Here is a 23620-nt window from a genome sequence, read left to right on the forward strand (position 1 = left end):
TAATATAAAGGAAATATATGTTCTTGAGGGGGTGTGATATGGAAAGAACAAACTAGAAATCACCAAAGAAAAATAAATAAGAAGCCAATTACCCTCCCCAGAGCACTTGGCTTCCTATAGAATTACCCTATAGGGTAATACCCAACTGAATTATACATATTTATGCCAATGAAGGCAACAGGAAACGACTGTATAAGCGAGGTAATTCATTATGAAAGAATTAGAGGTTTATTACTACGATAAAATATATACACGTCTGGAAAATTGCTTGCTCGTGTTTAATGAAAGAACTAAGCAGCTGTATGGAGAAAATAAAAGCGTTAATTACGACGGCTTTGTAGATGCGTGTGAGCAAATGAGAAAAGGACTTGATGAGTTTAAAACGCTTAATGAGTTAACAGTGCGTGAGCTTCGGGATAACATAAGGATAACTGATATATAATTAAACATAAAAGCCAGACCTCACGAAAGTTCAGAAAGAACTTCTTGTGAGGTCTTTTTCTCTTTGAATATGGGCTTTGGTGGAGTTTGCATAATGATTAGGGTTACCAGGTGCGACAAGAAGTCGCTTGATATATTGCCGAAAGGCTACCCCATCCATTCGGGGTAACTCTATTGTGACTAGCGTGGATGGTAACGTCTGGGTTAGACAGCTCACAAGACAATGTGGAAGTCCAAGAAGCCTAAATCTGGGATAACTGCTAGAGTAAGAAAGCTATGGAGAACGTAAAGTGAATCACTGTAGGAATCGTTACGCTGGAGGAAGCGAAATAGGCTGAAACGCTTCGACCAAAAGGTAAGGAGTCGAGCAACGGCGAACTGGCAAACCAATGCGAATGGATAAAGCACTCCCGGTTCAAAGGTGGCTCCTAAGGCTTTCACAATTATGTATCATGCGGAACTTGGTAAACCCTACATGCTCCTCACGACAATGAGGTATCCAACCGCAAGGAAAAGAAACGGCATAGAGGGCAGAAGAAAAGGATAAAAAGCAAACGCTCCTTTTGTAACGAAAGAAGATAGGGGTTCAAACTTTGCCCTAACCTGAAAGGGTGCTGACTTATCCTGTGGTATTTCTTGGCAGGAACGGATGGTAAACTTATGAATTTTAGTAATTCAACGACGGATAAAACCGAGAGACTAAAAGACAGAAACACACTTGCTCGTCAATGGGAATCCATTGATTGGGTACAGGTGCAAAATGAAGTTAATAGGCTACAAACCAGAATTGCCAAGGCAACAGTGCAGGGTGACAAGAACAAGGTCAAACGCTTACAGTATCTACTCACCCACTCATTTTATGCCAAAGCCTATGCAGTCAAAAAAGTCACATCAAATAAGGGGAAAAACACCTCTGGGGTAGACAAAAAACTCTGGTCAACCGCAGCGTCAAAGATGAAGGCTGTATTGGCCCTTACAGACAAACACTACAAAGCAAAACCCCTCAGGCGAGTGTTTATTGAAAAGAAAGGCAAAAACAAGAAACGACCCTTGGGAATCCCTACTATGTATGACAGAGCTATGCAGACACTCTACGCTCTGGCACTCGAACCTATAGCTGAAACCACAGGAGACTCCATATCCTTTGGTTTTCGCAAAGGGAGAAGTGCTAAAGATGCCTGTGAACAGATATTTTGTGTACTAGCGAGGCAATGTTCTCCGACATGGATATTAGAAGGAGACATCAAAGGGTGCTTTGACAACATCAACCATAGCTGGTTGCAACAGAATATTCCGATGGACCTAAGGGTCATGAAGCAATTTCTAAGATCAGGGTTCATATACAAGGGCAACCTATTTCCTACCGACACAGGTTCACCCCAAGGAGGGGCCATCTCTAGTCTATATGCCAACATGACATTAGATGGTCTTGAACAACTGATTCAAGACAAATACCATCGAAATTCCAAGGGCAACATAGAAAATCACTATCGCGCTAAGACAAAAGTCAATCTAGTGCGATATGCAGATGACTTTATCATCACTGCAAACACCAAAGAAATAGCGGAAGAACTCAAAGAGATGGTAAGCCAATTTCTTAAAGTCCGGGGACTCACCCTATCGGAAGAGAAAACCATGATCACGCATATAGACGACGGTTTTAACTTTCTTGGCTGGACATTTCGAAAGTTCAAAGGAAAATTGATTGTTAAACCATCAAAGAATTCCATCAAAGCCCTGACAAAGAAATGTGCTACAATCATTTTGAAAGAAGGAAAAGCAAGCAGTCAATCGGAATTAATCCGAAGACTTAATCAAGTTATCCGAGGATGGACCAACTATCATAGACACGTTGTGGCAAGCCGAGCCTTTTCTTACATCAATAACACACTCTATCTCCTTCTGCAACAATGGGCAAAACACCGGCACCCCAACAAAAATAAATGGTGGAGACTTAATAAATATTGGCATGAAAAGAATGGGAAGAGATGGTTGTTCATGACGGATGAATACAGCCTTATCAATTTAAGAAGGATAGATATCATCCGCCACCCTAAGTTGAAGATTTCTCAAAATCCTTTTATAGACAGTGAGTACTTCATGAAGAGAAAAACGAAACTAACGTCACTATTTGCCGCCAGAAATGGTGAAGAAATGCTTGAGCCGTATGAGCGGGAAACTCTCACGTACGGTTCTTAGACGAGGGAAAGGGAGTAATCCCTTTTCTTTAGTCGATTGTAAGATTTTGTGGCAAAAGTAAGCAAATATCTTATACAAAGAATAAATACTCCAAATCTGTACATTAATAGCTATGTAAAGTCATTTCAAGGAGGGAGTCCTATGACCATAATGGATAAAGTTCAATCTGCTACTCGTGCGACAGTGCAGGGTATTGTCGACCGGGAGCCTGTTAACTATCTCGAGGGTGGGGGTATTTACGGTATAATCTCTCAGGGACGACATAATTTATGTACTCTAGAGATTATGTATAACCATGCTCAGGATTCTGAACTGAAAGAACGCATCGAAGAAGCTATGGAAAAGCTTACACGCCCTTTAATTGAAGAGTGCGAAGGACTTTTGAAAGAAAGCAATGCCCAGGTTCCCCAATTCCACTTCACCAATCATAAAATGCATAAGGAGAATTTGAATATTCCTGAAGATGCTCGAATGACGGATATGGAAATTGCGGCTGCCATCGGAACCATGGCCAAAGCCGCTCAGATTAATATCCTAGCAGCTCTGCACAGCTCCTACCAATTGCATATTGGAGTTATGTTCCGCAGATTCCTGGATGAAAGCCTGGATTGGAACTACCGCCTCCTGCAGTTGATGATTAATCGCGGCTGGCTGCCTCACGTTGCTAAAATCACACATTAAAAAACCAGATAAAGGGGAGTTGATGAATTGCGGATTCTTCGTGATCATCAGCTCCCTTCTGACAAAAAAAGATTGGATCACATAGTGTGCTCCAATCTTTTAAAACGTCAAGAGATATAGAGTGAATTATTTTTTCTCTTTACACAGCCGCGGCCATTTCTGGCAGCCTCCTTGACTGACAAAATTAATTTGTCCGATGGGAATTCGAACAGTTCGTCTAGCCCCGATAATTGGACTGCATGAATTGGAACGAAACTGGGCTTCTCTTAGAATAATAACTCCATCACAACATCCCGCGAAGTTGCCGACCCAATAGCGAGTTCCGACTCCCACTTCCAACTTTGTTCCCAGGTCAAAGCTCTTGAATAAAGCTGTAATGAGTATATTATTCTGACCGAATAACATAATATCGATCCCCTTTCATTTCTTACCACATCACTGTGGCTTCATAAGATGAGAAGTAGGGTTAGATTTATGCTATTCCTCTCTTTAATATATGTACATGATTGACAAGGGTTACTTCATCAGAGATAAAAGATTTAAGAGAAACAGGAAGGTGATTTTCAAACCTTCCTGTTTTTTGCATATGAGCCCTTCGACTGTTGATTAGTCGTGAGTGTTATTATTGCTGTCATTTTCATTCTCAGCATTTTGCATAAGATTTGAAGAATTCGAACCGAAGACATTATTAAAAAGTAATTGAGCGGATTCATTAATTCTTATTATAAATTCAGCGAGTTTATCCGCGGATTTATCCAGACTTTTTATTATGCCCATTTTGGTGAAGAACTGTTTGCGATGCTCTTTGACGCTAATATTACCTATTTCTTTGCTGTGGAGTTTTGCTGGTATATTTTCCGGAGCCTCGCTGACAAAGGAGATGAGCTTGAGGGGGATTTGTGCTGTAGAACGTAATTCTTCAATGGGAGATCCTGAATTATCAAAAAGTTGGGCCTTGTTTATGATAACTGAATTATTTCGAATACCTGCAAGGTCGCCGATCCAATAACCGGCATCCACACCGATTTGCAGGCGTGTGCCCAGGGGAAAGGAATCGAACAATGGCGGCGGATTAGCGACATTATTTTTACCGAATAGCATGGTAATTGAGCCTCCTTTTCCGGTTTATGACAATTTTTGCTGATACATGATATGTCCAAAGACAGTTCGTTGTTACGACCCGATTCCATCTAAAAGCATAGGAAGATACTAAAAGAGTAAAATTTACCATGGAATAGGGCAACCTGAAAACACATAAAGTGTGATAAGAACTCCGCCAGGGGGGCCGGCATATGAAGAAAAGAGGCATACTGTTACTCATCTTATTCAGTACCGTGTTGCTAGGGGGAATTGCGGGGAAACTTTTATGGAAACCCAACCCCACAGAGTTACTTACACACGGCCTAGAAGAATTGACTCAAGCGACCTCTTTTCGCTACACTATGATCCAACATCAAACGGTAGAAGGAAAGGATCGCATACTCAATCAGATTTTAGGAGAAAAGGACGGTGGGAACACTCGAATCTCAGGGGAGATTGTGGGCACAAAAACGGAAATGATTCTTACCGGCGAAGGTCTCTATATGCAAGACCCATTCACTAAAAGGTGGATTCGGTATCCCAGTGTCCCAGCTGCCCATGAAGTCTTTCTGGCGGAGCTCAATCCATTATCATCTCTGCAATTTAAAGAGTATGGTGAGGTGATGCTTCAAGGACAAGAGAAGCTGGATAAGGTTAATACTTGGGTATTGAAATTTAACCCTACGATTCAAAATCAGATCATGGAAAATGGTTGGACCGATTTCGCCTATATTATGTTCATTGGTAAAAAAGATAAATTGATTCACCGAGTCATTATCGAAGCTAAGAGCAAGACCGATGGTCAGATGATGTCCTTAGCGATGGATTTTAAAGATTACGGTGAAACAATGAATATTTCTGTACCCATTAGTAATTAACAGGAAACATTTTCTTTAGAAATTAAACTTAGAAAGGTCAAACTTGTGCTGATAAAAGAGGCTTCCAAGAAAAACTTTGGAACGCCTCTTAGTTTTGTTTCTTCTATCTTATCCTATCCGTACCTTGGTGTTTAAACTCTACAAATCGTTCGCTTTTCGTTTGACTCGATGTAATGCCTCTGTTATAATTTTATTTCTAGAATGAGTTTTTTTAGTTTGTGGAGGTGTGATTGGGTGGAGGAAAAGATTGGCAAGGTATTGCTCAGCCGTGAAGAAATTCAAAGACGAGTTGTAGAGCTGGGTGAAGAAATCACCCGTGATTATAAAGGTGAAAATTTATTAGTTCTAGCGATTCTCAAAGGAGCAGTCCCCTTCATGGCGGATTTGATCCGGGAGATTAAAATTCCTTTGAAATATGACTTTATGGCTGTTTCCAGCTACGGTGCTTCTACGCACTCTTCCGGTGTGGTAAGGATTCTTAAGGATTTGGAACGCAGTGTAGAGGATCATCATATATTAATTGTTGAAGATATCATTGATACAGGGCTGACTTTGAAGTACTTAAAAGAGAATTTAGCTGCACGGAATCCTCTCAGTATTAAGGTGGTTACTTTGCTGGACAAGCCGGAGCGCCGCAAGGCTGAAGTAGTGCCGGATTATAATGGCTTTACGATTCCAGATGAATTCGTGGTAGGGTATGGGCTTGATTTTGATGAGCAGTATCGCAACTTGCCCTATGTTGGTGTTCTTAAGCCGGAAGCTTATAGCTCTGAAGGCTAAAGGACGAAGTTGGAGCATGGACAAAAATAGAGCTTCGGTAGATTTGCCGAGCTCTTTTAAGCATACTTCTTAACATTACTTTGATGAATTCTGATAAAAAGGACGGAGGTACAAGGATGGCTCAAGAACTCGTGCTGGTTCTGGATTTTGGTGGCCAATATAATCAGTTGATTGCTCGGCGTGTCAGAGAAGCTCATGTGTACTCAGAGATGATATCATATAAGACACCTGTGGAGGAGATTAAGGCGAGAAACCCCAAAGGAATCATTTTTTCCGGTGGGCCTGCCAGCGTCAACCAAGAAGGGGCACCTAAGGTGGACGAAAGAATCTATGAACTAGGCATTCCCATCTTCGGTATTTGTTATGGCATGCAGTTGATGGCTGTTCAACTGGGAGGAAAGGTTCTCCATCCCGAGGTTCGGGAATACGGTAAAGCTATGCTCCATGTGGACCAAGCCAAGGACCTCTGGAAAGGCCTGGGAGGGGAACTTCAATGCTGGATGAGCCACGGGGATTCGGTAACCAAGCTTCCTGAAGGTTTCGTTGTCGCTGCTCATACAGACCATACTCCAGTAGCTGCGATGATGGATGAAAAACGCCATTTTTATGGAGTTCAGTTCCATCCGGAAGTCAAGCATACCCCAGATGGGCAAGCTATGCTTGAGCACTTCTTATTTGATATTTGCGGATGCCATGGAAATTGGACCATGGAGTCCTTTATCGACGCCCAAGTCAAAGCCATCCGGGAGAAAGTAGGGGACCGTCAAGTTCTCTGCGCTCTCAGTGGGGGTGTAGACTCTTCTGTAGCGGCTGTTCTCGTTCACAAAGCCATCGGCGACCAACTGACCTGCGTTTTTGTGGATCATGGATTTATGCGTAAGAATGAACCGGAACAGGTCAAGAAAATTTTTACCGAGCAATTCCATCTTAATTTGATTTTTGTGAATGCTCGGGAACGTTTCATGGCCAAGATCGGCGGGGTGTCCGACCCTGAGACCAAAAGGATCGGTATCGGGAATGAGTTCATTCGTCTTTTTGAAGATGAGGCTCGCAAATTAGGGCAGATCGATTTCTTAGTCCAAGGTACCCTTTATCCAGATATCGTGGAGAGCGGTACAGATACAGCAGAGACCATTAAGAGTCATCATAATGTAGGCGGACTCCCTGAAGATATGCAGTTTGAGCTGATTGAGCCTTTGGATATGCTTTTTAAGGACGAAGTTCGTGAAGTAGGTACTGAGTTAGGAATCCCTGATGAGATCGTCTGGCGGCAGCCTTTCCCCGGACCGGGACTGGCGATTCGCATTATCGGCGAAGTTACGGAAGAAAAACTGGACATCCTTCGGGAAGCTGATGCCATCATCGTGGAAGAAGTCCGCAATGCGGGGCTTTATAAAGAGATATGGCAATCCTTCGCCGTTCTTCCTACCATAAAAAGTGTTGGAGTCATGGGAGATGGTCGGACCTACGCCTATCCCATCGTTGTTCGTGCTGTCACCAGTGAGGATGCTATGACAGCGGATTGGGCAAGACTTCCCTATGAACTGATGGAGAAGATCTCCACCCGCATTGTTAATGAAGTAAAAGGTGTCAATAGGGTCGTGTATGATATTACCTCCAAGCCCCCTGGCACCATTGAGTGGGAATAAATGAGGTTTGGCTAAATTACGATTCACATGGAGTAGCGTGATTGATCAAATTGGTTATTGAAAAGCGGTTATGATTTCACAGGCATTTGTGATTCATAACCGCTTCCTTGTCTACCAGCTTTCAGACTTAAGGTGTTATCTTAGAAAAATTACTACTTGTTTGTGCTATGCTGCTTATTAGGTAACTTCCGGTCAGGATTGCCCTTACCTTGATGCTTTTGGTTTTCTTCTGCCTTCTTTTTGTCTTCGTTAAATTTATCGACGAAGTTCATGGTTAGACCTCCTCTATATGTAATCATTAATTACTTTAACCATGAATCTCTTAAAACATGCTTAGGATGAATTAAGTAAAGTTTTGGCATGTAATTATTCAATGATCTTTTTTAACAGGCTATCACTAACAACTCCACTCCCACCGATGATTTGTACATTTTGGTCATTTAACCCCTTTGAAGACAAATAAGACTTGGCTTCATTGGTCAGGTTAGTGCCCGCTAAGAGAATCGGAGATTTCATCTGAGCGGCTAGAACAGAACCGGAGAGGGCATCAGGATAATTGGTTCCGGTGACTAGGTAGGCAGTATTACCGGTAAAAGACAAACTGAACTCCTCAAGGATGGCCAGGTTGGTTTCGTAACGGTCATTTCCGGATAAACGTTTGGCATGAGGGAGTTGGTTGAAAACATGATTGCTAATAACCCCTGTTCCCCCCACCACATAAGGTTGGGTTGGGTCATGGTCTTCAATAAACTCTAAAAACCTTTCAGGTAAATTATTGGACGGTGTGAGCAGAACTGGCATGCCTTCGCTAGCAGCCACTGCAGCTGCAGATAAAGCGTCAGGAAAGTTTTCACCGGTACAGACGAAGAACTCCTTGAAATTGCCCAGTTCCTTAGCAATGGCTAAGGAGGTTTCATAACGGGAGGTACCCTCGATTCTGCGGACAGAGATTCCTTTGCTTTTTAGGGATTCCTCGATCCCTTGGGAAACCGCCCCGGTCCCACCGATAATGATGATGTTTTCAGCTCCTAAACGCTTGATCTCAGCTTTGGTATAGAGGTCAAGGGTTTTGGAGGAAGTTAAGAGAATGGGCGCATTATATTTTTGGGCTAGGGGAGCAGCGGAGAGAGCATCCGGGAAATTTTCACCGGTCACGAGGATGGCACAAGCGGAGCCCTGAGGAAAGGTTTCTTGGGATATAGCGACGGAGGTTCTATAGCGATCGATTCCACAGATTCTTTGACCGGGGAACACATAAGAAAAGTAATTTTCGGGATGGTTCAAATCAATCTGGATGTTACTGGACACGGCATTGCCGCTTTGGTCCATGACAATAAGTTTAACTAAGATGTCCTCAACACGATCCTCCCTTAATTGTTTTCTGCTGAGGGAGGATTTATATTGATTGTTTTCCTTAGTAATATTCATCAGGTATTTGACGATAGAGTCTTTAGTAGGTTGAGTTACGCCTACCACAGAATAGGTGAGAGGCCCACAGGAGTCATCCGTAGATTCTTCCCATTGGAAAAAGAGCCCGCTGGGCGTTACTTCGGTTAATTGGAGCAAGGGTTTACTTGGAGCCTCCTGGTCCTTTTTGCCTTTTAGCCCTGAAAGATTAACAAAATAATCATAGAGCCCGGGAACTTCCCAGGCTAAGGGGATATGGGTATTTTCTTGGGGGGTATACTGATAGGAGCGGATCCGGATTAAATCTGGGCTGCCAAAAAGCTGTACGTAGTCTTCAGCAGCAATTTCCAAGACCGACCAGCAGTGGTCACCGTTATTGACTTCTGCATAATAAGTGAGATTGCGGATTTTTGCATAGTGAGAATCAAGGTAATTAGTGGTTATACCTTCTTTTTTATTCAGATAATAATAGAGAAAATGGTGGCCGTATTCATGGGAAAGGGTGTTTAAGACATAGGGGTTATCGTCTCCCACTCCAAAGAGGTCAATATAGCGCCCTGGAGCGAGTTGGTCTCTAAACCATTCCCCATACCACATACCTACAGTATCAGTTCCTCTGGGATAATCAGGGTAAAGATTAATATGAGATAAAAAGGCGATTTCCTCACCTATGGTATTCTTCGTGAACTCATTATATATTTCTTCGAGCTTGTCTAGGTCATAACCCGGCACATAGCTGCGAATTTCTACACCACTGGCTCCCTGATAGGTTAGGAGGGGAGGTTCCGGAGTATCCTTGGGAGCAAATGTACTTGCTTCAAGGTTATTTCCTCCCAGAAAAGTGAAAAAGACCATGAGAATTGAAATGAGTAAAGTTCGTTTTTCTTGTTTCAAGTGAATCACTCTCCATAGTTAATATATTCACAATAAACTTCCGAAATCCTTTTTCTTATATAGAATCTTAGAGGTTTTTTATATAAGAATATGCAGCGTTATTTTGGGGGGAGTGATTTTAAGGAGAACTTGTGTAAAAAACGAATTTATTGACAGTGCCTTTGGAAGGACGCAGAGATTCTAGTTGCAAAAGCCGAACGATTTAACTCAAAACAAATAAAATGTTCGAAAAAGTGTTGACCGTTGAATTAAGAAACGGTACAATTATTCCAGAAGGTAGTTTCTACAAAGATACGTAAAAATTTAAATAGGGCGTTCATATAATCGCGGAGATAGGGTCTGCAAGTTTCTACCAGGCTGCCGTAAATGGCCTGACTATGAGCGAAAGTGTGCCTAGGGTCTTACCCGAGCGGCACAAGTCTGATGGCTGTGTGTACTAAGGTGGCTTCTCAAAGGAGTGGACCTTAGCTTGCTGTTGGATTACAACTTTTCGCTGCTTGCACCCGCTAAAGAGCTGGAGCCTAGTGGTGAATGGTCGTGGACAAAAAGCCCAGGCGGGTAGGTTTCACTCTTTTAGTCAAGTGGAATCTACCCGTTTGTTTTTTAGCCAATTATTGTTTCATTGTTTATGAGTCATATCATAGAAGACATAGAATAGGGAGGGTATCATGGAACTGCAAACTGTAAAACGTATTTATGTGGAGAAGAAGCCCGGTTTTAATATCGAGGCTCAGGGGTTATTGCAGGATCTTCAGGAAAATCTGGGTATCAAAGGCTTAAAAGAGCTAAGAATCATTAACCGATACGATGTGGCAGGTATTACATCTGAGGAATACGCTCAGGCCAGAACGATCATTTTTTCCGAACCGACCGTGGATTGGATCTATGATGAAGAACTCGTGCTTTCTTCCCAAGACCACGTATTTGCCATGGAATACCTTCCAGGTCAATATGACCAACGGGCGGATTCGGCGATCCAATGCGTTCAGATCCTCACCCAAAAAGAGCGTCCGGAGATCGCTTCCGCCAAAGTGATTGTTCTTAAGGGGCAGATCACGGAAGATGAACTGGAACGAATTAAGCAATATTGTATCAATCCTGTGGAATCCCGGGAGGCCGGCTTGGAGAAACCTGAAACCCTCGCTTTTGTATCTGAGCTACCTGAGGATGTCGAAATTATTGAGGGTTTTATCGGAATGAAGAAGGTAGAGTTGGAAGAATTCTATCAGGGAGCAGGCTTGGCCATGAGCCTGGAGGACCTGGCTTTCTGTCAGGGGTATTTTCGGGATGAGGAAAAACGGGACCCCACCATCACGGAAATTCGAGTCATTGATACCTATTGGTCGGATCATTGCCGCCATACGACCTTTTTTACACAATTGCAAAATATCTATATCGAGGAAGGAGAGTTTGCGGCGCCTATTCAGAAAGCCTATGAGGAGTATATGGGATCCCGGGAGCTGGTTTATGGGGAAAAAGCTCAAAGCCGGGATGTCTGTCTGATGGATTTGGCCGTTATCGGAATGAAGGAGCTCAAAAAGAAGGGGCTTCTTCAAGATCTCGACGAGTCCGATGAAATCAATGCGTGTAGTATTGTTGTCAATGTGGATGTGGATGGCAAGAGTGAAGAATGGCTGGTTATGTTTAAAAATGAAACCCATAATCATCCCACAGAAATCGAGCCCTTTGGGGGAGCGGCTACCTGTCTTGGCGGGGCCATACGGGATCCCTTATCCGGGCGGACTTATGTCTATCAGGCCATGCGGGTTACCGGAAGCGGCGATCCCCGGACAAAAGTGGAAGAAACCCTACCAGGAAAACTGCCCCAAAGAAAGATCACTACAGTTGCAGCAGCTGGTTACAGTTCTTACGGCAACCAAATCGGTTTAGCCACTGGGCAAGTTGCAGAAGTTTATGATGAAGGTTTTATCGCAAAACGGATGGAGATCGGTGCAGTCATCGCTGCAGCTCCTAGGAAAAATGTGGTCCGGGAAGCACCGCAGCCCGGAGATGTCGTGGTTTTAGTGGGAGGGCGCACAGGCCGGGACGGCTGCGGAGGAGCTACGGGCTCTTCCAAAGAGCATACCATGGAATCATTAGCCAGCTGTGGAGCAGAAGTCCAAAAAGGGAATCCTCCTACAGAGAGAAAAATTCAACGCCTCTTCCGTAACCCTAAAGTCAGCACTATGATTAAAAAATGTAATGACTTTGGAGCAGGTGGAGTATCGGTGGCCATTGGAGAATTGACGGATGGTTTGGAGATCAACCTGGACGCAGTTCCCAAAAAATATGAGGGCCTGGATGGCACGGAGCTGGCCATCTCTGAATCCCAGGAGCGAATGGCAGTGGTCATCGCAGCTGAAAACTTAGAGGCCTTCGTCGAGTATGCAGATGAGGAAAATCTTGAAGCCACTTTAGTTGCCAAGGTCAGTGAGAATCCTCGCTTAAATATGACCTGGCGAGGCAAAACCATTGTGGATATCAGCCGGGAGTTTCTAAACACTAACGGTGTAAAACAAAAAGCGGATGTGTCGGTGCTGCTTCCTGAAAGTAAAGAGAACCATTTTAGTCGGTTGCCGAAAGCCGTTGAAGAGAAGCTCGGGAAACATGCTTCAGGCGATAATGCTCTATATGAAGCTTGGTTGGCTAATTTAGAAGATCTGAATGTCTGCAGTCAAAAAGGTCTGGTAGAACGTTTTGACAGTACCATTGGAGCGAATACAGTACTGATGCCCTTCGGCGGAAAATATCAAGCTACCCCAGCTGAAGGAATGGTGGCGAAGATTCCTGTAGAGTCTGGAGATACTCATACAGCTACAGCTATGACCTACGGATATAATCCCCAATGTGCTAAGTGGAGTCCCTTCCACGGTGCTTTATACGCAGTAGTGGAAGCGGTTACAAAAATGGTAGCACTGGGAGCCGACTATCGAGGCATTCGTTTAACCCTGCAAGAGTATTTTGAAAAACTGGGCAAGGAACCTCAAAAATGGGGAAAACCTTTCTCCGCTCTCTTGGGAGCCTTCTATGCCCAAAAGAAGCTGGGAATTCCGGCCATTGGCGGTAAGGACAGTATGTCCGGAACGTTTATGGATCTGCATGTGCCTCCCACCTTGGTGGCTTTTGCAGTGGGAGTATTAAATACAGGCGATGTAATCTCCCAGGAGTTTAAACAAGCAGGCAGCCAAGTGGTCCTGATTCCTGCAAGGCGGGATAAAGATGAAGTGATTGATTTTGAGCATCTAGCTGCTAATTATGATAAGGTTCATGAACTCATTCGTTCAGGTAAAGTTCTCTCTTCCCACACTGTAAGAATGGGGGGACTGGCCGCCGCTCTGACCAGGATGGCCTTTGGCAATCTGGTCGGCATGAGGTTCTGTTCGCCTATGGCAGTAGCAGACTTATTCCGGACGGATTACGGATCCATCATTTTAGAAATTCCTGCAGCGGTTGATCTTCAGAATGCTTTTGGTGAAGTCAAGTATGTGGTTCTGGGCAGCACTCAAGAAAAGCCTGCCATCGAACTCAATGGAGTCGAAATCTCCTTAGATGAAGCCTTTAAAGCTTGGGAAAAACCATTAGAAAGAATTTTCCCCACAAAAACTAAAAGTGCGGGACAGCCTCAAAGGATGTCCTTTGAGGAACGGAATTTACAAAGGCCATCTACCAAGATTGCCAGGCCCAGGGTGTTTATCCCTGTCTTTCCAGGTACGAATTGTGAGTATGATTCGGCACGAGCGTTCACAAAGGCGGGGGCTTTGGTTGAGACCTTAGTCATTCGCAATCTGACCCCTGATCATGTGGAGCAATCCATCGCCGGAATTGTCAAAGGGATAGAACGAGCACAAATGGTCATGCTGCCCGGTGGTTTCAGTGCCGGGGACGAGCCTGACGGTTCAGGGAAATTTATAGCCACTATGTTCCGTAATCCCCGAATTAAGGAAGCTGTCATGAGATTGCTCAACCAAAGAGATGGATTAATGCTGGGAGTCTGTAATGGGTTCCAAGCTTTGATTAAATTAGGTTTATTGCCTTATGGAGAAATCATGGATCTGGATGAAGATGCTCCAACTCTAACCTATAATAAAATCGGACGCCATGTTTCCTGTATGGTGCAGACCAAAGTGGTCTCCACCTTATCTCCCTGGTTCAGCGGTATGGAGTTAGGAGATATTCATACTATCCCCGTATCCCATGGGGAAGGACGGTTTGTGGCCAACCCGGATGTGATCCGAAAGCTGATGGAACGGGGGCAAGTGGCTACTCAATATGTGGACCACCAAGGTCATCCCAGCAATGATGTCCTTTATAATCCCAATGGCTCCTATGAGGCTATCGAAGGGATCACTAGTCCTGATGGCCGCGTCTTAGGTAAGATGGGGCACTCCGAACGTGTGGGTGAAGGTGTGGCCATTAATATTAGCGGGAATAAATATCAGCCGATTTTCGAAGGCGGCGTGAATTATTTTAGGGGATAATAGTGTCACCTATTGATTAAACAAAGGACAAAGTAATAGGAGGAAGCAGTATGAACTTAGTTGGTATCGTCATGGGCAGTGACTCGGATTTTAACGTGATGGAGGATGCTATCAAAGTCCTGAAGGAATTCGGGGTGAGTTTTGAGGTTAAGGTGTCCTCTGCTCATCGAACGTTGGAAAGAACCTTAAATTGGGTTAAGGAGTTTGAAGGACAGGGCGGTAAGGTGATTATTGCCGGAGCGGGGATGGCTGCTCACTTGCCCGGCGTTGTGGCAGGGGCGACGACATTACCGGTTATCGGGGTGCCTATTCGGAGCGGTGCCTTAGAGGGAGTGGATGCCCTGTATGCCATCGTCCAGATGCCGCCTGGTATTCCTGTGGCAACAGTCGGTATCAACGGTGCTAAAAATGCCGGACTCTTAGGAGTCCAAATGTTGGCTAATGCCGATGAACATCTGAAAGAAGCTTTGAAAAATTACCGCATTAAGATGGCACAAGGGGTGGAAGAAAAGGATAGAGCGCTACAGGAGATTTTAGATAATCGAGAGAGGAAATAACCCATGATTGAACGATATACCCTCCCAGAGATGGGGCGAATCTGGACCGATGAACATCGGTTGGAGCTTTGGCTTAAGATCGAAATAGCAGCCTGTGAAGGTTGGGCAAAGCTTGGGAAGATTCCGGAAGATGCGGTCAGGATCATCCGTGAAAGAGCAGGGTTTTCTTGGGAAAGAGTCAAAGAAATTGAAGAAATCACCCACCATGACGTTCTGGCTTTTACCACCAATGTAGCGGAACATGTAGGGGAGGAAGCAAAATACATTCATCTCGGTCTTACCTCTTCAGATGTTCTGGATACGGCTTTGTCCTTGCAGATGGTGGAAGCCGCAGACATCTTGCTTGAGAAGCTGGTGCGGTTGGAAGAAGCGCTAAAAAAGAGAGCTCTTGAGCATAAGGATACCTTGATGATGGGAAGAACCCATGGCATTCATGCGGAACCTATCACTATGGGTCTTAAGTTTGCTTTATGGTACGAAGAAATTAAGCGTCACACCGGCCGTGTCCAATTCGCCCGGGAGGAGATTCGAGTCGGAAAAATCTCCGGAGCAGTGGGAACCTTTGCTAATGTGGAACCCTTTGTAGAAGAATGGGTCTGTGAGTCCTTGGGATTAAAGCCGGCTCCCATCTCTACTCAGGTAGTGCAGCGTGACCGGCATGCCTTTTATATGACCACACTGGCTGGGGTTGCCAGCAGTTTGGATAGAATAGCTACGGAACTGCGAAATCTCCAGCGTACCGATGTCCATGAAGTGGAAGAACCTTTTGCCAAAGGTCAAAAGGGCTCCTCGGCAATGCCCCATAAGAAAAATCCCATAACCGGTGAAAGAATCTGCGGCATGGCAAGGGTCATACGTGGCAACGCTCAGGCTGCTTTGGAGAATGTCGCTCTTTGGCATGAACGGGATATCTCTCATTCTTCTGCTGAGCGGATTATTCTGCCCGACAGTACCATTGCTCTGGATTATATGTTGGATAAGATGATCAAGCTTATCGAGGGACTTCGGGTCTTTCCAGAAACCATGCAGGAAAATATCGATAAAGTAGTAGGGCTGATCTTCTCCCAAAGGGTCATGCTGACCCTGGTGGAAAAAGGCCTGAGCCGGGAGACGGCTTACGCCTGGACCCAGCGCAATGCTTTGCAGGCTTGGGAGACCAAGGAGTCTTTCCAATCCTTGGTGCTTAAGGATCAAGACATTCGGAATTATTTAGATGAAGAAGAAATCGCTGAACTCTTTGATTACAGCTATCATACGAAGCATGTGGATACAATTTTCAAGAGAGTCGGGCTTCTTTAATAAACTTAGAACCTTAGAACCGGCGGAAATCGATTAGGCGATTGAAGAGGGAGAGTGAGCTATGGAAAAAGGCGAAATGTTATATGAAGGAAAAGCCAAGAAAGTTTATGCAACTGATCAAGAAGAAATCTATTGGGTAGAGTACAAGGATGATGCCACTGCTTTTAACGGGGAAAAGAAGGGGACCATTGAGGATAAAGGAGTGGTCAACAATCGTCTTTCCGCCCTCTTTTTCGAAGTTTTAGAAAAGGTTGGGATCCCTACCCATTTTCTGGAATTGCTTAATGAGCGGGAAATGCTGGTACGCAAGCTGAACATGATTCCCTTGGAAGTGGTGGTACGCAATATCGCAGCCGGCAGCTTGGCAAAGCGCTTAGGGGTGGAAGAGGGGTTTAAATTATGCCGCCCTGTGGTGGAATTATACTATAAGGACGATGCTCTGGGTGATCCCTTCGTGAATGAGTTCCATTCCCTAGCGATGGGGTGGGCTGAAGAATCGGACCTTAAAGAAATTCAAGGACTGGGGCTTAAAATTAATGGAGAGTTACAGAAGATTTTAGACCAGGCGGGAATTATCTTGGTAGACTTTAAGCTGGAATTCGGCACAGCGGATGGTAAAGTCTATTTAGGGGATGAGATTTCACCCGATACCTGCCGCTTTTGGGATAAAGAGACTCAGGAAAAGCTGGATAAGGATCGCTTCCGTCGTGATCTGGGCAAGGTTGAAGAAGCCTATGTGGAAGTCTATCGACGTGTTAAAGAAGTTCTTAACAATTAAAATTAGGAGGGTATCGCTTTGAGAGAACCCTGGGATGATAAACCTCATGAAGAATGTGGAGTATTCGGTATTTATGCACCCGAGCAGGAGGTTGCTCGCCTAACCTATTTCGGGCTCTATGCCTTACAGCACCGGGGACAGGAAAGTGCAGGGATTGCCGTATCCAATGGAAGGGATATCCAAGTCCATAAAGGAATGGGATTGGTTGCCGAAGTCTTTTCGGAAAGAATTCTTAAGGAACTTGAACAGGACGGAAAAATGGCCATTGGCCATGTCCGTTATTCAACCACAGGTTCCAGCCTCCTAACCAATGCCCAACCTTTAGTGGTTCATTACCAAAAGGGTATGATGGCTCTGGCCCATAATGGCAATTTGACCAATGCGGGAGAATTGCGGGAGGAATTGGCTAAGGAAGGGGCAGTATTCCAGACCACTGTGGACTCGGAAGTGATCGTTCAACTGATTGCCCGCTATGGCCGGGGGAGTTTAGAAGATGCTCTGGTCAAAACCATGCTGGATTTGCAGGGGGCCTATGCTTTAGTAGTGGCTGCGGAAAATAAGATTCTGGGGATGCGTGACCCTCATGGAGTACGCCCTTTATGTATTGGTCAACTGGAAGGTCGGTATGTTTTAGCTTCAGAAAGCTGTGCCTTGGATACGATCGGAGCAGAATTCGTGCGGGATGTTCAGCCCGGTGAGATTATTACTATCGATGAGGAGGGACTTCATTCCCGGCAAGGGTTTCCGGCCCAAAAGACAGCCGTCTGTTCCTTTGAATATATTTATTTTGCTCGTCCCGACAGTACGATAGATCAATTGAACGTGACAGAAAGCCGTCGGAGAATGGGTGTCGAGCTGGCACGGGAATATCCTATCGATGCAGATATTGTCATACCGGTACCTGACTCGGGAATGACCGCTGCCCTTGGCTACGCTGAGGAATCCGGTATCCCCTTTGCCCAGGGATTACTGAAGAACCGGTACGTGGGGAGAACCTTTATTCAGCCCACCCAAGAGATGCGGGAAGTAGCTGTTCGCCTGAAACTCAATGCCAATGCTCAAGTGATTAAGGGAAAAAGAGTCATTATGATTGATGATTCCATCGTGAGAGGGACCACCAGTTCCCGGATCGTCGAGTTGCTGAGAAAGGTAGGGGCCAAAGAGGTCCATCTTCTCATCTGCTCTCCGCCGGTTCTTTATCCCTGCTACTATGGCATAGATACGGCGGAGCGGGAAAAACTGATTGCCACGCAGTTGGATCGGGAAGGGATACGTGAGTATGTAGGAGCAGATTCTCTTCATTATTTATCTGAAGAAGGTGTCCAACGGGCCTTAGGCGGACTGTCGGTCTGTTTGGCCTGCTTTAATGGGGATTACCCTGCTGGAATACCTGCGGGTACCAAGGAGAAATGGGAAGAATTTAAAGGTAAGTGTTAAGAGATAACGATGAGTAGGTTGCATAGAAAGGTGGTTCTATCATGGGATATTCTTATCGGCAGGCCGGAGTGGACATTGATGCAGGAAATCAAGCGGTGGAATTGATGAAGCCCGCTGTAAAACGGACCATTCGCCCAGAAGTCATGGGCGGACTGGGTGGATTTGGCGGGCTCTTTGCTTTGGATCTAAAAAAATACCCCGAGCCGGTTCTGGTCTCAGGAACGGACGGCGTGGGAACGAAGCTTAAGCTGGCGTTTCAGATGAACCGCCATGATACCATTGGCCAAGATGCAGTAGCTATGTGTGTCAATGATATCTTAGTTCAAGGTGCGGAGCCTTTGTTCTTTCTCGATTATCTTGCTGTAGGAAAGCTGGTTCCTGAGCGGGTAGCCGAGGTTGTGGGTGGAATAGCCAAGGGCTGCGAATTAGCAGGCTGTGCCCTGATTGGGGGGGAGACTGCAGAGATGCCGGGGTTTTATTCCGAAGGGGAGTACGATATTGCTGGTTTTGCAGTAGGTGCTGTGAATCGTCCTGACCTGATCGATGGGTCACAAATTCGGGAAGGGGATGTTCTGATCGGACTTCCTTCTTCAGGCTTTCATAGCAATGGGTATTCCTTGGTCCGTAAGATTTTTACTCCCGATCTATGGGAGAAAGACTATCCGGAACTGGGGGAAACCTTAGGTGAAGCTCTGATTCGGCCCACCCGGATTTATGTCAAAAGTGTCCTTCCTCTTATAGAAAGCCGTAAAGTTCTTGGCATGGCCCATATTACCGGGGGAGGCCTTACAGAAAATATTCCCCGGATTCTCCCTGAAGGGTTCGGAATAAAGATCGATCGTTCAGCTTGGCAAGTCCCGGCCCTCTTCACCCTTTTGCAAAGGATGGGTGAGGTGGAGGAAGCCGAAATGTTGCGCACCTTCAATATGGGAATTGGCTTTGTGCTCATCGTCCATCCTCAAGATGTCGACTTTATTCAGACTCAGCTCCAAGCAGCTGGAGAGAAGTGCTTTGTCCTGGGAGAGGTAAGGGGACAAAGCAAAGGAGTGAGTTATAGTTGATGCGGATCGGAGTCCTTGCTTCCGGACGTGGGAGCAATCTACAAGCATTGATTGAGGCGTGGAAGCATGGAGAATTGAATGGGGAACTTGTGGCTGTGGGGTCGGACAAAGAAGGAGCTCTGGCTCTCAAAAGAGCAGAAGAGGCCGGTATACCCCATTCAACCTTTCCTTTGAGCCACTTTCCTTCCTGCAAGGAGCAAGAAAAAGCTATCCTGAATTGGCTGTTGGAGCAAAAGGTAGAGCTTCTGGCTTTGGCTGGGTTTATGAAGGTTTTAAGCAAGGAGTTTCTCCATGATATTCAGATCCCTATACTTAACATCCACCCATCCCTTTTGCCCTCTTTTCAAGGATTGCATGCTCAAAAGCAAGCCCTTGAATACGGGGTCAAGATATCCGGATGCACAGTACACTTTGTGGATGAAGGTCTGGATAGCGGTCCCATTATTGCACAAGAGGCAGTACCCGTCTTGCCGGATGATACGGAAGATTCCTTGTCTGCCCGTATTCTGGAGGCAGAACATCGCATTTATCCGGAAGCAGTAGGATGGGTGGCCAGTGGACGGATCAAAAGAAATGGGCGTATCGTAGTTAAACTATAGAGTTGGGGAGGCTTTTTAATGAATCGTCGAGCTGTGCTCAGTGTTTCTAATAAGACAGGAATTGTGGAATTCGCTCAAGGGCTTGTTGAGTTGGGCTTTGAGTTGGTTTCTACCGGTGGAACCTTTAAAACCTTGACCGAAGCAGGATTACCTGTTCGCTATGTTACTGAGATTACGGAATTTCCGGAGATTTTGGATGGGCGGGTCAAGACCCTTCATCCGAAGATTCATGGCGGCATTTTGGCCAGAGCTACGGAAGAACATTTGCAGCAGCTCAAGAATAATGATATCGGCCTGATTGATTTGGTGGTGGTGAATCTCTATCCCTTTAAAGAGACCATTGCCAAACCGGGAGTTCAGTTCCAGGAGGCCATTGAGAATATTGATATTGGCGGTCCTTCCATGGTTCGTGCGGCAGCAAAGAATCAGGAACGGGTGGGTATTGTCGTCAATCCGCAGCGGTACTCAGAGGTACTTCAAGCCCTACGTGAGCAGGGGGAAATCCCTTATGCTATGCGTAAACGCTTGGCGGCAGAGGCCTTTGCCCATACCGCCGAATATGATCAGTGTATTGCTGGGTATTTGACGGCGGAGCTTGCTGGGGAGTCCATCTCCACCTCACCTTTCCCCGATACCATAACACTCTCTGCCCAAAAGGTTCAGGATCTTCGCTATGGGGAGAACCCGGACCAGAAAGCTGCTTTTTATCGGGGAGTAGAAGCAATGGGGACATTGGCCCATGGCGAGCAGATTCAGGGGAAAGAACTCTCCTATAATAATTGGATGGATATGGACGCAGCCTGGAGTATCGTCCAGGATTTCAATGATCCGGCCTGCGCTATTATTAAGCATACCAATCCCTGCGGTACAGCTTTGGGAAAAACGGCTCTGGAAGCGTATGAAAGGGCTCTGGAAGCGGATCCGGTGTCGGCATTTGGAGGAATTATCGCCTTTAACCGTGCAATCGATGCTGAATGTGCCGGCGCACTTAAGGCTCACTTCTATGAAGTCATCGTTGCTCCTGAATTCAGCTCTGAAGCCAGGGCAATACTACAGGAAAAGAAGAATCTTCGCCTTGTCAAGGTAGCTCAGGACGGGAATCCAACGATCACGCCCTGGAAGGTTTGTTCCATCCAAGGTGGATATTTAATTCAGGAAGAGGATGAGGGGACTACACCGGTCTCAGAATGGCAGGTAGCCAGTAAGCGCCAGCCCATCCCTGAGGATCTTCGCGAATTGGACTTTGCCTGGCGGGTGGTGAAGCATGTCAAATCCAATGCTATTGTACTAGCCAAAAATGGCCAAACCCTTGGGGTGGGAGCGGGTCAGATGAATCGGGTCGGCTCAGTCAAGATTGCCTTGGAACAGGCGGGAGAAAAAGCTCAGGGAGCTTATCTGGCCTCCGATGCTTTTTTTCCGTTCCCGGATTCTTTGGAGGAAGCGGCAAAAGCAGGTGTGCGTGCTGTGGTTCAGCCGGGCGGCTCGGTCAGAGATGCGGAAGTCATTGAAGCGGCTGATCGCTTGAACCTGATTATGGTGTTTACTCATCGTCGCCACTTTAAGCATTAAGAATGGAGTTGTCTGCTGCTGTTGCGGTATCAGCAGAGAATGTCCGGGTCGCGTAGCTTTACGCACAACGCTTACTCCATAGCTCCGGGGCTGGTTCACTCGCTTTCTTAACAGCCGAGCCAAACCCCGCTGCTGTCTGCATGTGAACCAGTGGCTCGACTAAGTTAAGAAAGCCTCGTTTACCCGACCGCCCCTCCGCTAAATCTGTTCGCTTTTGTACGTAAAGCTACGTCTTGCGGGTCTTTTTCGGTTTTTCTTTGGGTAGCCGACCCTGCCGCTTAAGCGGCGTCGGCAAAGACGGAAAAAGCGACTTGAGTCAAGCAACTTACCCCACATTTTCCACAACGCCCGCTTGCTCAAGCCCGAAAGACAAGCCCAAGGATTTTGCTTTACAAAAGGGAGCGGAGAGCTTTGAGCGTTAGTTTTGTCCGCGCAGCTTATGGAGCGGCAGGTGTAAAGCAAAATCCTGGAGAATCAGCTTTTGGGTTTTCCTAAAGTAGTCTAAATCAAATTGTAAAGAAGGTGTCTCATGGGTAAGAAGGTTTTGGTGGTAGGCAATGGAGGCAGAGAACATGCCCTGGCCTGGAAAATAGCCCAAAGTCCGGAGGTCGGGAAGTTGTATGTTGCTCCGGGAAATGCCGGAACTCTGGAATGGAATGTGGCGATTTCGGCTACAGATATCCCCGGCTTACTTGAATTTGCCCAAAAAGAGGGCATTGATTTAACCATTGTGGGTCCTGAGGCTCCTTTGACTTTAGGGATCGTGGATGCTTTCCAAAAAGAGGGGTTGAGGATTTTTGGACCTACTCAAGGAGCCGCCCGGCTGGAAGGAAGCAAGTCCTTTGCCAAGGAAATTATGGAAGAGGCAGGGGTACCCACGGCTCAAAGCCGGGTGTTCTCTGAACCGGAGAAGGCCAAGGAATATATTAAGCACATGGGAGCACCTATTGTCTTAAAGGCCGATGGCCTAGCAGCCGGCAAGGGAGTGATTGTAGCCATGGACTTGGACACGGCGTTGACGGCTGTGGATGAGTTAATGGACGGCTCTTTAGGTGAGTCGGGAAAATTGCTCTTGATTGAAGAATATATGGAAGGGCAGGAAGTCAGCTTACTCTGTCTCTGTGACGGTGAGCATGCGGTCGCTCTGGTTCCTGTTCAAGACCATAAACGAGCTTTGGACGGGGACCAGGGTTTGAACACCGGCGGAATGGGTACTTATAGTCCTCCACCTTTTTGGAATGCGGAGATGGAAGAAGAGGCATTAAGAACAATCGTGCACCCCACTTTAAAAGTCATGAAGGATAAGGGGATGCCCTTTCAAGGGGTTCTTTTTGCCGGTTTGATGCTGACCAAAAATGGTCCTAAAACGCTGGAATTCAATGTCCGCTTCGGTGATCCGGAAACCCAAGTGGTTATGGCCCGTATGGAATCGGATTTATTCGAAGTTCTTTGGGCTTGTACTGAGGGGCAGCTTAAGGATATAAAGTTGGAATGGAAAAAAGAAAAAGCTATCTGTATCGTTATGGCCGCACCGGGGTACCCTATGGCCTACGAAAAAGGCATACCCATCGCCTTGCCGGAAGTCTTTGAGCAAGGAGAAGTGATTTTTCACGCCGGAACCTCCCTTTCCCAAGATGGAGAGCTGCAGAGCTCTGGCGGAAGGGTTTTGGGGGTAACGGTTTTGGGAGATGATCTTAACCAGGCACGTCAGTTGGGGTATGCCTTAGCAGAAAGAATAGACTTCCCCGGAGCTCATTATCGTAAAGATATTGGGGTAAAAGGTCTTTAGTTTCGGCTTTTCCCTCTGTGACTTCAGTTTGTCCCGTCTTCATA

Annotated in this window: 19 protein-coding genes and 1 riboswitch; of the genes, 15 read left to right on the forward strand and 4 right to left on the reverse strand. The window is 45.9% G+C overall.

Annotated features, from left to right (window positions below):
* The first annotated feature begins 211 nt into the window (after positions 1–211).
* The 3 genes from DESPCE1_RS0106270 to DESPCE1_RS0106280 all read left to right on the forward strand — a co-directional run bounded on the left by DESPCE1_RS0106270 (position 212) and on the right by DESPCE1_RS0106280 (position 3321).
* The gene (locus DESPCE1_RS0106270) at positions 212–442 is read left to right on the forward strand and encodes a hypothetical protein (protein WP_014793270.1); all 231 of its coding nucleotides are present in this window, start codon (positions 212–214) and stop codon (positions 440–442) included.
* Between the two features lie 659 nt (positions 443–1101).
* Positions 1102–2640, forward strand: a complete 1539-nt coding sequence (gene ltrA, locus DESPCE1_RS0106275) for a group II intron reverse transcriptase/maturase (RefSeq protein ID WP_019849841.1) — start codon at positions 1102–1104, stop codon at positions 2638–2640.
* 141 nt (positions 2641–2781) lie between these two features.
* Positions 2782–3321 (forward strand): DUF3231 family protein, encoded by a 540-nt coding sequence (locus tag DESPCE1_RS0106280; RefSeq protein ID WP_014793271.1) that lies wholly within the window; start codon positions 2782–2784, stop codon positions 3319–3321.
* A gap of 126 nt (positions 3322–3447) precedes the next feature.
* Here DESPCE1_RS0106280 and DESPCE1_RS0106285 read toward each other — a convergent pair whose 3' ends face one another.
* A complete protein-coding gene (locus tag DESPCE1_RS0106285) occupies positions 3448–3726 on the reverse strand; it encodes a hypothetical protein (RefSeq protein ID WP_019849842.1) in 279 nt (92 codons plus the stop codon).
* Positions 3727–3927: 201 nt separating this feature from the next.
* Positions 3928–4422 (reverse strand): hypothetical protein, encoded by a 495-nt coding sequence (locus tag DESPCE1_RS0106290; protein ID WP_019849843.1) that lies wholly within the window; start codon positions 4420–4422, stop codon positions 3928–3930.
* A 191-nt stretch (positions 4423–4613) separates the two neighbouring features.
* Between DESPCE1_RS0106290 and DESPCE1_RS0106295 the strand changes: the two genes are divergently transcribed.
* From DESPCE1_RS0106295 to guaA, 3 genes are all read left to right on the forward strand, one after another.
* On the forward strand, positions 4614–5279 hold the full coding sequence (locus DESPCE1_RS0106295; protein WP_019849844.1) for a hypothetical protein: 666 nt from the start codon (positions 4614–4616) through the stop codon (positions 5277–5279).
* Between the two features lie 234 nt (positions 5280–5513).
* A complete protein-coding gene (hpt, locus tag DESPCE1_RS0106300; protein ID WP_019849845.1) occupies positions 5514–6059 on the forward strand; it encodes a hypoxanthine phosphoribosyltransferase in 546 nt (181 codons plus the stop codon).
* Between the two features lie 116 nt (positions 6060–6175).
* A complete protein-coding gene (gene guaA, locus DESPCE1_RS0106305; RefSeq protein WP_019849846.1) occupies positions 6176–7708 on the forward strand; it encodes a glutamine-hydrolyzing GMP synthase in 1533 nt (510 codons plus the stop codon).
* 152 nt (positions 7709–7860) lie between these two features.
* On the opposite strand, the gene DESPCE1_RS0106310 is transcribed toward guaA, so the two are convergent.
* A complete protein-coding gene (locus tag DESPCE1_RS0106310) occupies positions 7861–7980 on the reverse strand; it encodes a DUF4023 family protein (RefSeq protein WP_014793277.1) in 120 nt (39 codons plus the stop codon).
* Positions 7981–8074: 94 nt separating this feature from the next.
* Positions 8075–10009, reverse strand: coding sequence for a cell wall-binding repeat-containing protein (locus tag DESPCE1_RS0106315; protein ID WP_019849847.1), 1935 nt, complete (start codon positions 10007–10009; stop codon positions 8075–8077).
* 296 nt (positions 10010–10305) lie between these two features.
* Positions 10306–10407, forward strand: a riboswitch (purine riboswitch).
* 270 nt (positions 10408–10677) lie between these two features.
* Between DESPCE1_RS0106315 and DESPCE1_RS0106320 the strand changes: the two genes are divergently transcribed.
* The 9 genes from DESPCE1_RS0106320 (at position 10678) to purD (ending at position 23576) form a co-directional block, all read left to right on the forward strand.
* Complete coding sequence (locus DESPCE1_RS0106320) at positions 10678–14487, forward strand: phosphoribosylformylglycinamidine synthase (RefSeq protein ID WP_019849848.1); 3810 nt, start codon at positions 10678–10680, stop codon at positions 14485–14487.
* Between the two features lie 50 nt (positions 14488–14537).
* The gene (gene purE, locus DESPCE1_RS0106325) at positions 14538–15044 is read left to right on the forward strand and encodes a 5-(carboxyamino)imidazole ribonucleotide mutase (protein ID WP_014793280.1); all 507 of its coding nucleotides are present in this window, start codon (positions 14538–14540) and stop codon (positions 15042–15044) included.
* A 3-nt stretch (positions 15045–15047) separates the two neighbouring features.
* Entirely contained in the window at positions 15048–16343 is a 1296-nt protein-coding gene (purB, locus tag DESPCE1_RS0106330) for an adenylosuccinate lyase (RefSeq protein ID WP_019849849.1), read from the forward strand.
* 61 nt (positions 16344–16404) lie between these two features.
* The gene (gene purC / locus DESPCE1_RS0106335) at positions 16405–17121 is read left to right on the forward strand and encodes a phosphoribosylaminoimidazolesuccinocarboxamide synthase (protein ID WP_019849850.1); all 717 of its coding nucleotides are present in this window, start codon (positions 16405–16407) and stop codon (positions 17119–17121) included.
* 18 nt (positions 17122–17139) lie between these two features.
* On the forward strand, positions 17140–18558 hold the full coding sequence (gene purF, locus DESPCE1_RS0106340; protein WP_014793283.1) for an amidophosphoribosyltransferase: 1419 nt from the start codon (positions 17140–17142) through the stop codon (positions 18556–18558).
* A gap of 41 nt (positions 18559–18599) precedes the next feature.
* On the forward strand, positions 18600–19619 hold the full coding sequence (gene purM, locus DESPCE1_RS0106345; RefSeq protein WP_019849851.1) for a phosphoribosylformylglycinamidine cyclo-ligase: 1020 nt from the start codon (positions 18600–18602) through the stop codon (positions 19617–19619).
* A complete protein-coding gene (gene purN / locus DESPCE1_RS0106350) occupies positions 19619–20218 on the forward strand; it encodes a phosphoribosylglycinamide formyltransferase (protein WP_019849852.1) in 600 nt (199 codons plus the stop codon). The genes purM and purN overlap by 1 nt, the downstream gene beginning before the upstream one ends.
* Before the next feature lie 18 nt (positions 20219–20236).
* Entirely contained in the window at positions 20237–21787 is a 1551-nt protein-coding gene (purH, locus tag DESPCE1_RS0106355; protein WP_019849853.1) for a bifunctional phosphoribosylaminoimidazolecarboxamide formyltransferase/IMP cyclohydrolase, read from the forward strand.
* Positions 21788–22316: 529 nt separating this feature from the next.
* Positions 22317–23576 (forward strand): phosphoribosylamine--glycine ligase, encoded by a 1260-nt coding sequence (purD, locus tag DESPCE1_RS0106360; protein WP_019849854.1) that lies wholly within the window; start codon positions 22317–22319, stop codon positions 23574–23576.
* Positions 23577–23620 lie beyond the last annotated feature (44 nt).

Source organism: Desulfitobacterium sp. PCE1, from assembly GCF_000384015.1.
GTDB classification, from domain to species: domain Bacteria; phylum Bacillota; class Desulfitobacteriia; order Desulfitobacteriales; family Desulfitobacteriaceae; genus Desulfitobacterium; species Desulfitobacterium dehalogenans.

Coding starts and splice junctions, on each gene's coding strand:
- DESPCE1_RS0106270 (WP_014793270.1), top strand. CDS start 212: ATGAAAGAATTAGAGGTTTATTACTACGATAAAATATATACACGTCTG.
- ltrA (WP_019849841.1), top strand. CDS start 1,102: ATGAATTTTAGTAATTCAACGACGGATAAAACCGAGAGACTAAAAGAC.
- DESPCE1_RS0106280 (WP_014793271.1), top strand. CDS start 2,782: ATGACCATAATGGATAAAGTTCAATCTGCTACTCGTGCGACAGTGCAG.
- DESPCE1_RS0106285 (WP_019849842.1), bottom strand. CDS start 3,726: ATGTTATTCGGTCAGAATAATATACTCATTACAGCTTTATTCAAGAGC.
- DESPCE1_RS0106290 (WP_019849843.1), bottom strand. CDS start 4,422: ATGCTATTCGGTAAAAATAATGTCGCTAATCCGCCGCCATTGTTCGAT.
- DESPCE1_RS0106295 (WP_019849844.1), top strand. CDS start 4,614: ATGAAGAAAAGAGGCATACTGTTACTCATCTTATTCAGTACCGTGTTG.
- guaA (WP_019849846.1), top strand. CDS start 6,176: ATGGCTCAAGAACTCGTGCTGGTTCTGGATTTTGGTGGCCAATATAAT.
- DESPCE1_RS0106310 (WP_014793277.1), bottom strand. CDS start 7,980: ATGAACTTCGTCGATAAATTTAACGAAGACAAAAAGAAGGCAGAAGAA.
- DESPCE1_RS0106320 (WP_019849848.1), top strand. CDS start 10,678: ATGGAACTGCAAACTGTAAAACGTATTTATGTGGAGAAGAAGCCCGGT.
- purE (WP_014793280.1), top strand. CDS start 14,538: ATGAACTTAGTTGGTATCGTCATGGGCAGTGACTCGGATTTTAACGTG.
- purB (WP_019849849.1), top strand. CDS start 15,048: ATGATTGAACGATATACCCTCCCAGAGATGGGGCGAATCTGGACCGAT.
- purC (WP_019849850.1), top strand. CDS start 16,405: ATGGAAAAAGGCGAAATGTTATATGAAGGAAAAGCCAAGAAAGTTTAT.
- purM (WP_019849851.1), top strand. CDS start 18,600: ATGGGATATTCTTATCGGCAGGCCGGAGTGGACATTGATGCAGGAAAT.
- purN (WP_019849852.1), top strand. CDS start 19,619: ATGCGGATCGGAGTCCTTGCTTCCGGACGTGGGAGCAATCTACAAGCA.
- purH (WP_019849853.1), top strand. CDS start 20,237: ATGAATCGTCGAGCTGTGCTCAGTGTTTCTAATAAGACAGGAATTGTG.
- purD (WP_019849854.1), top strand. CDS start 22,317: ATGGGTAAGAAGGTTTTGGTGGTAGGCAATGGAGGCAGAGAACATGCC.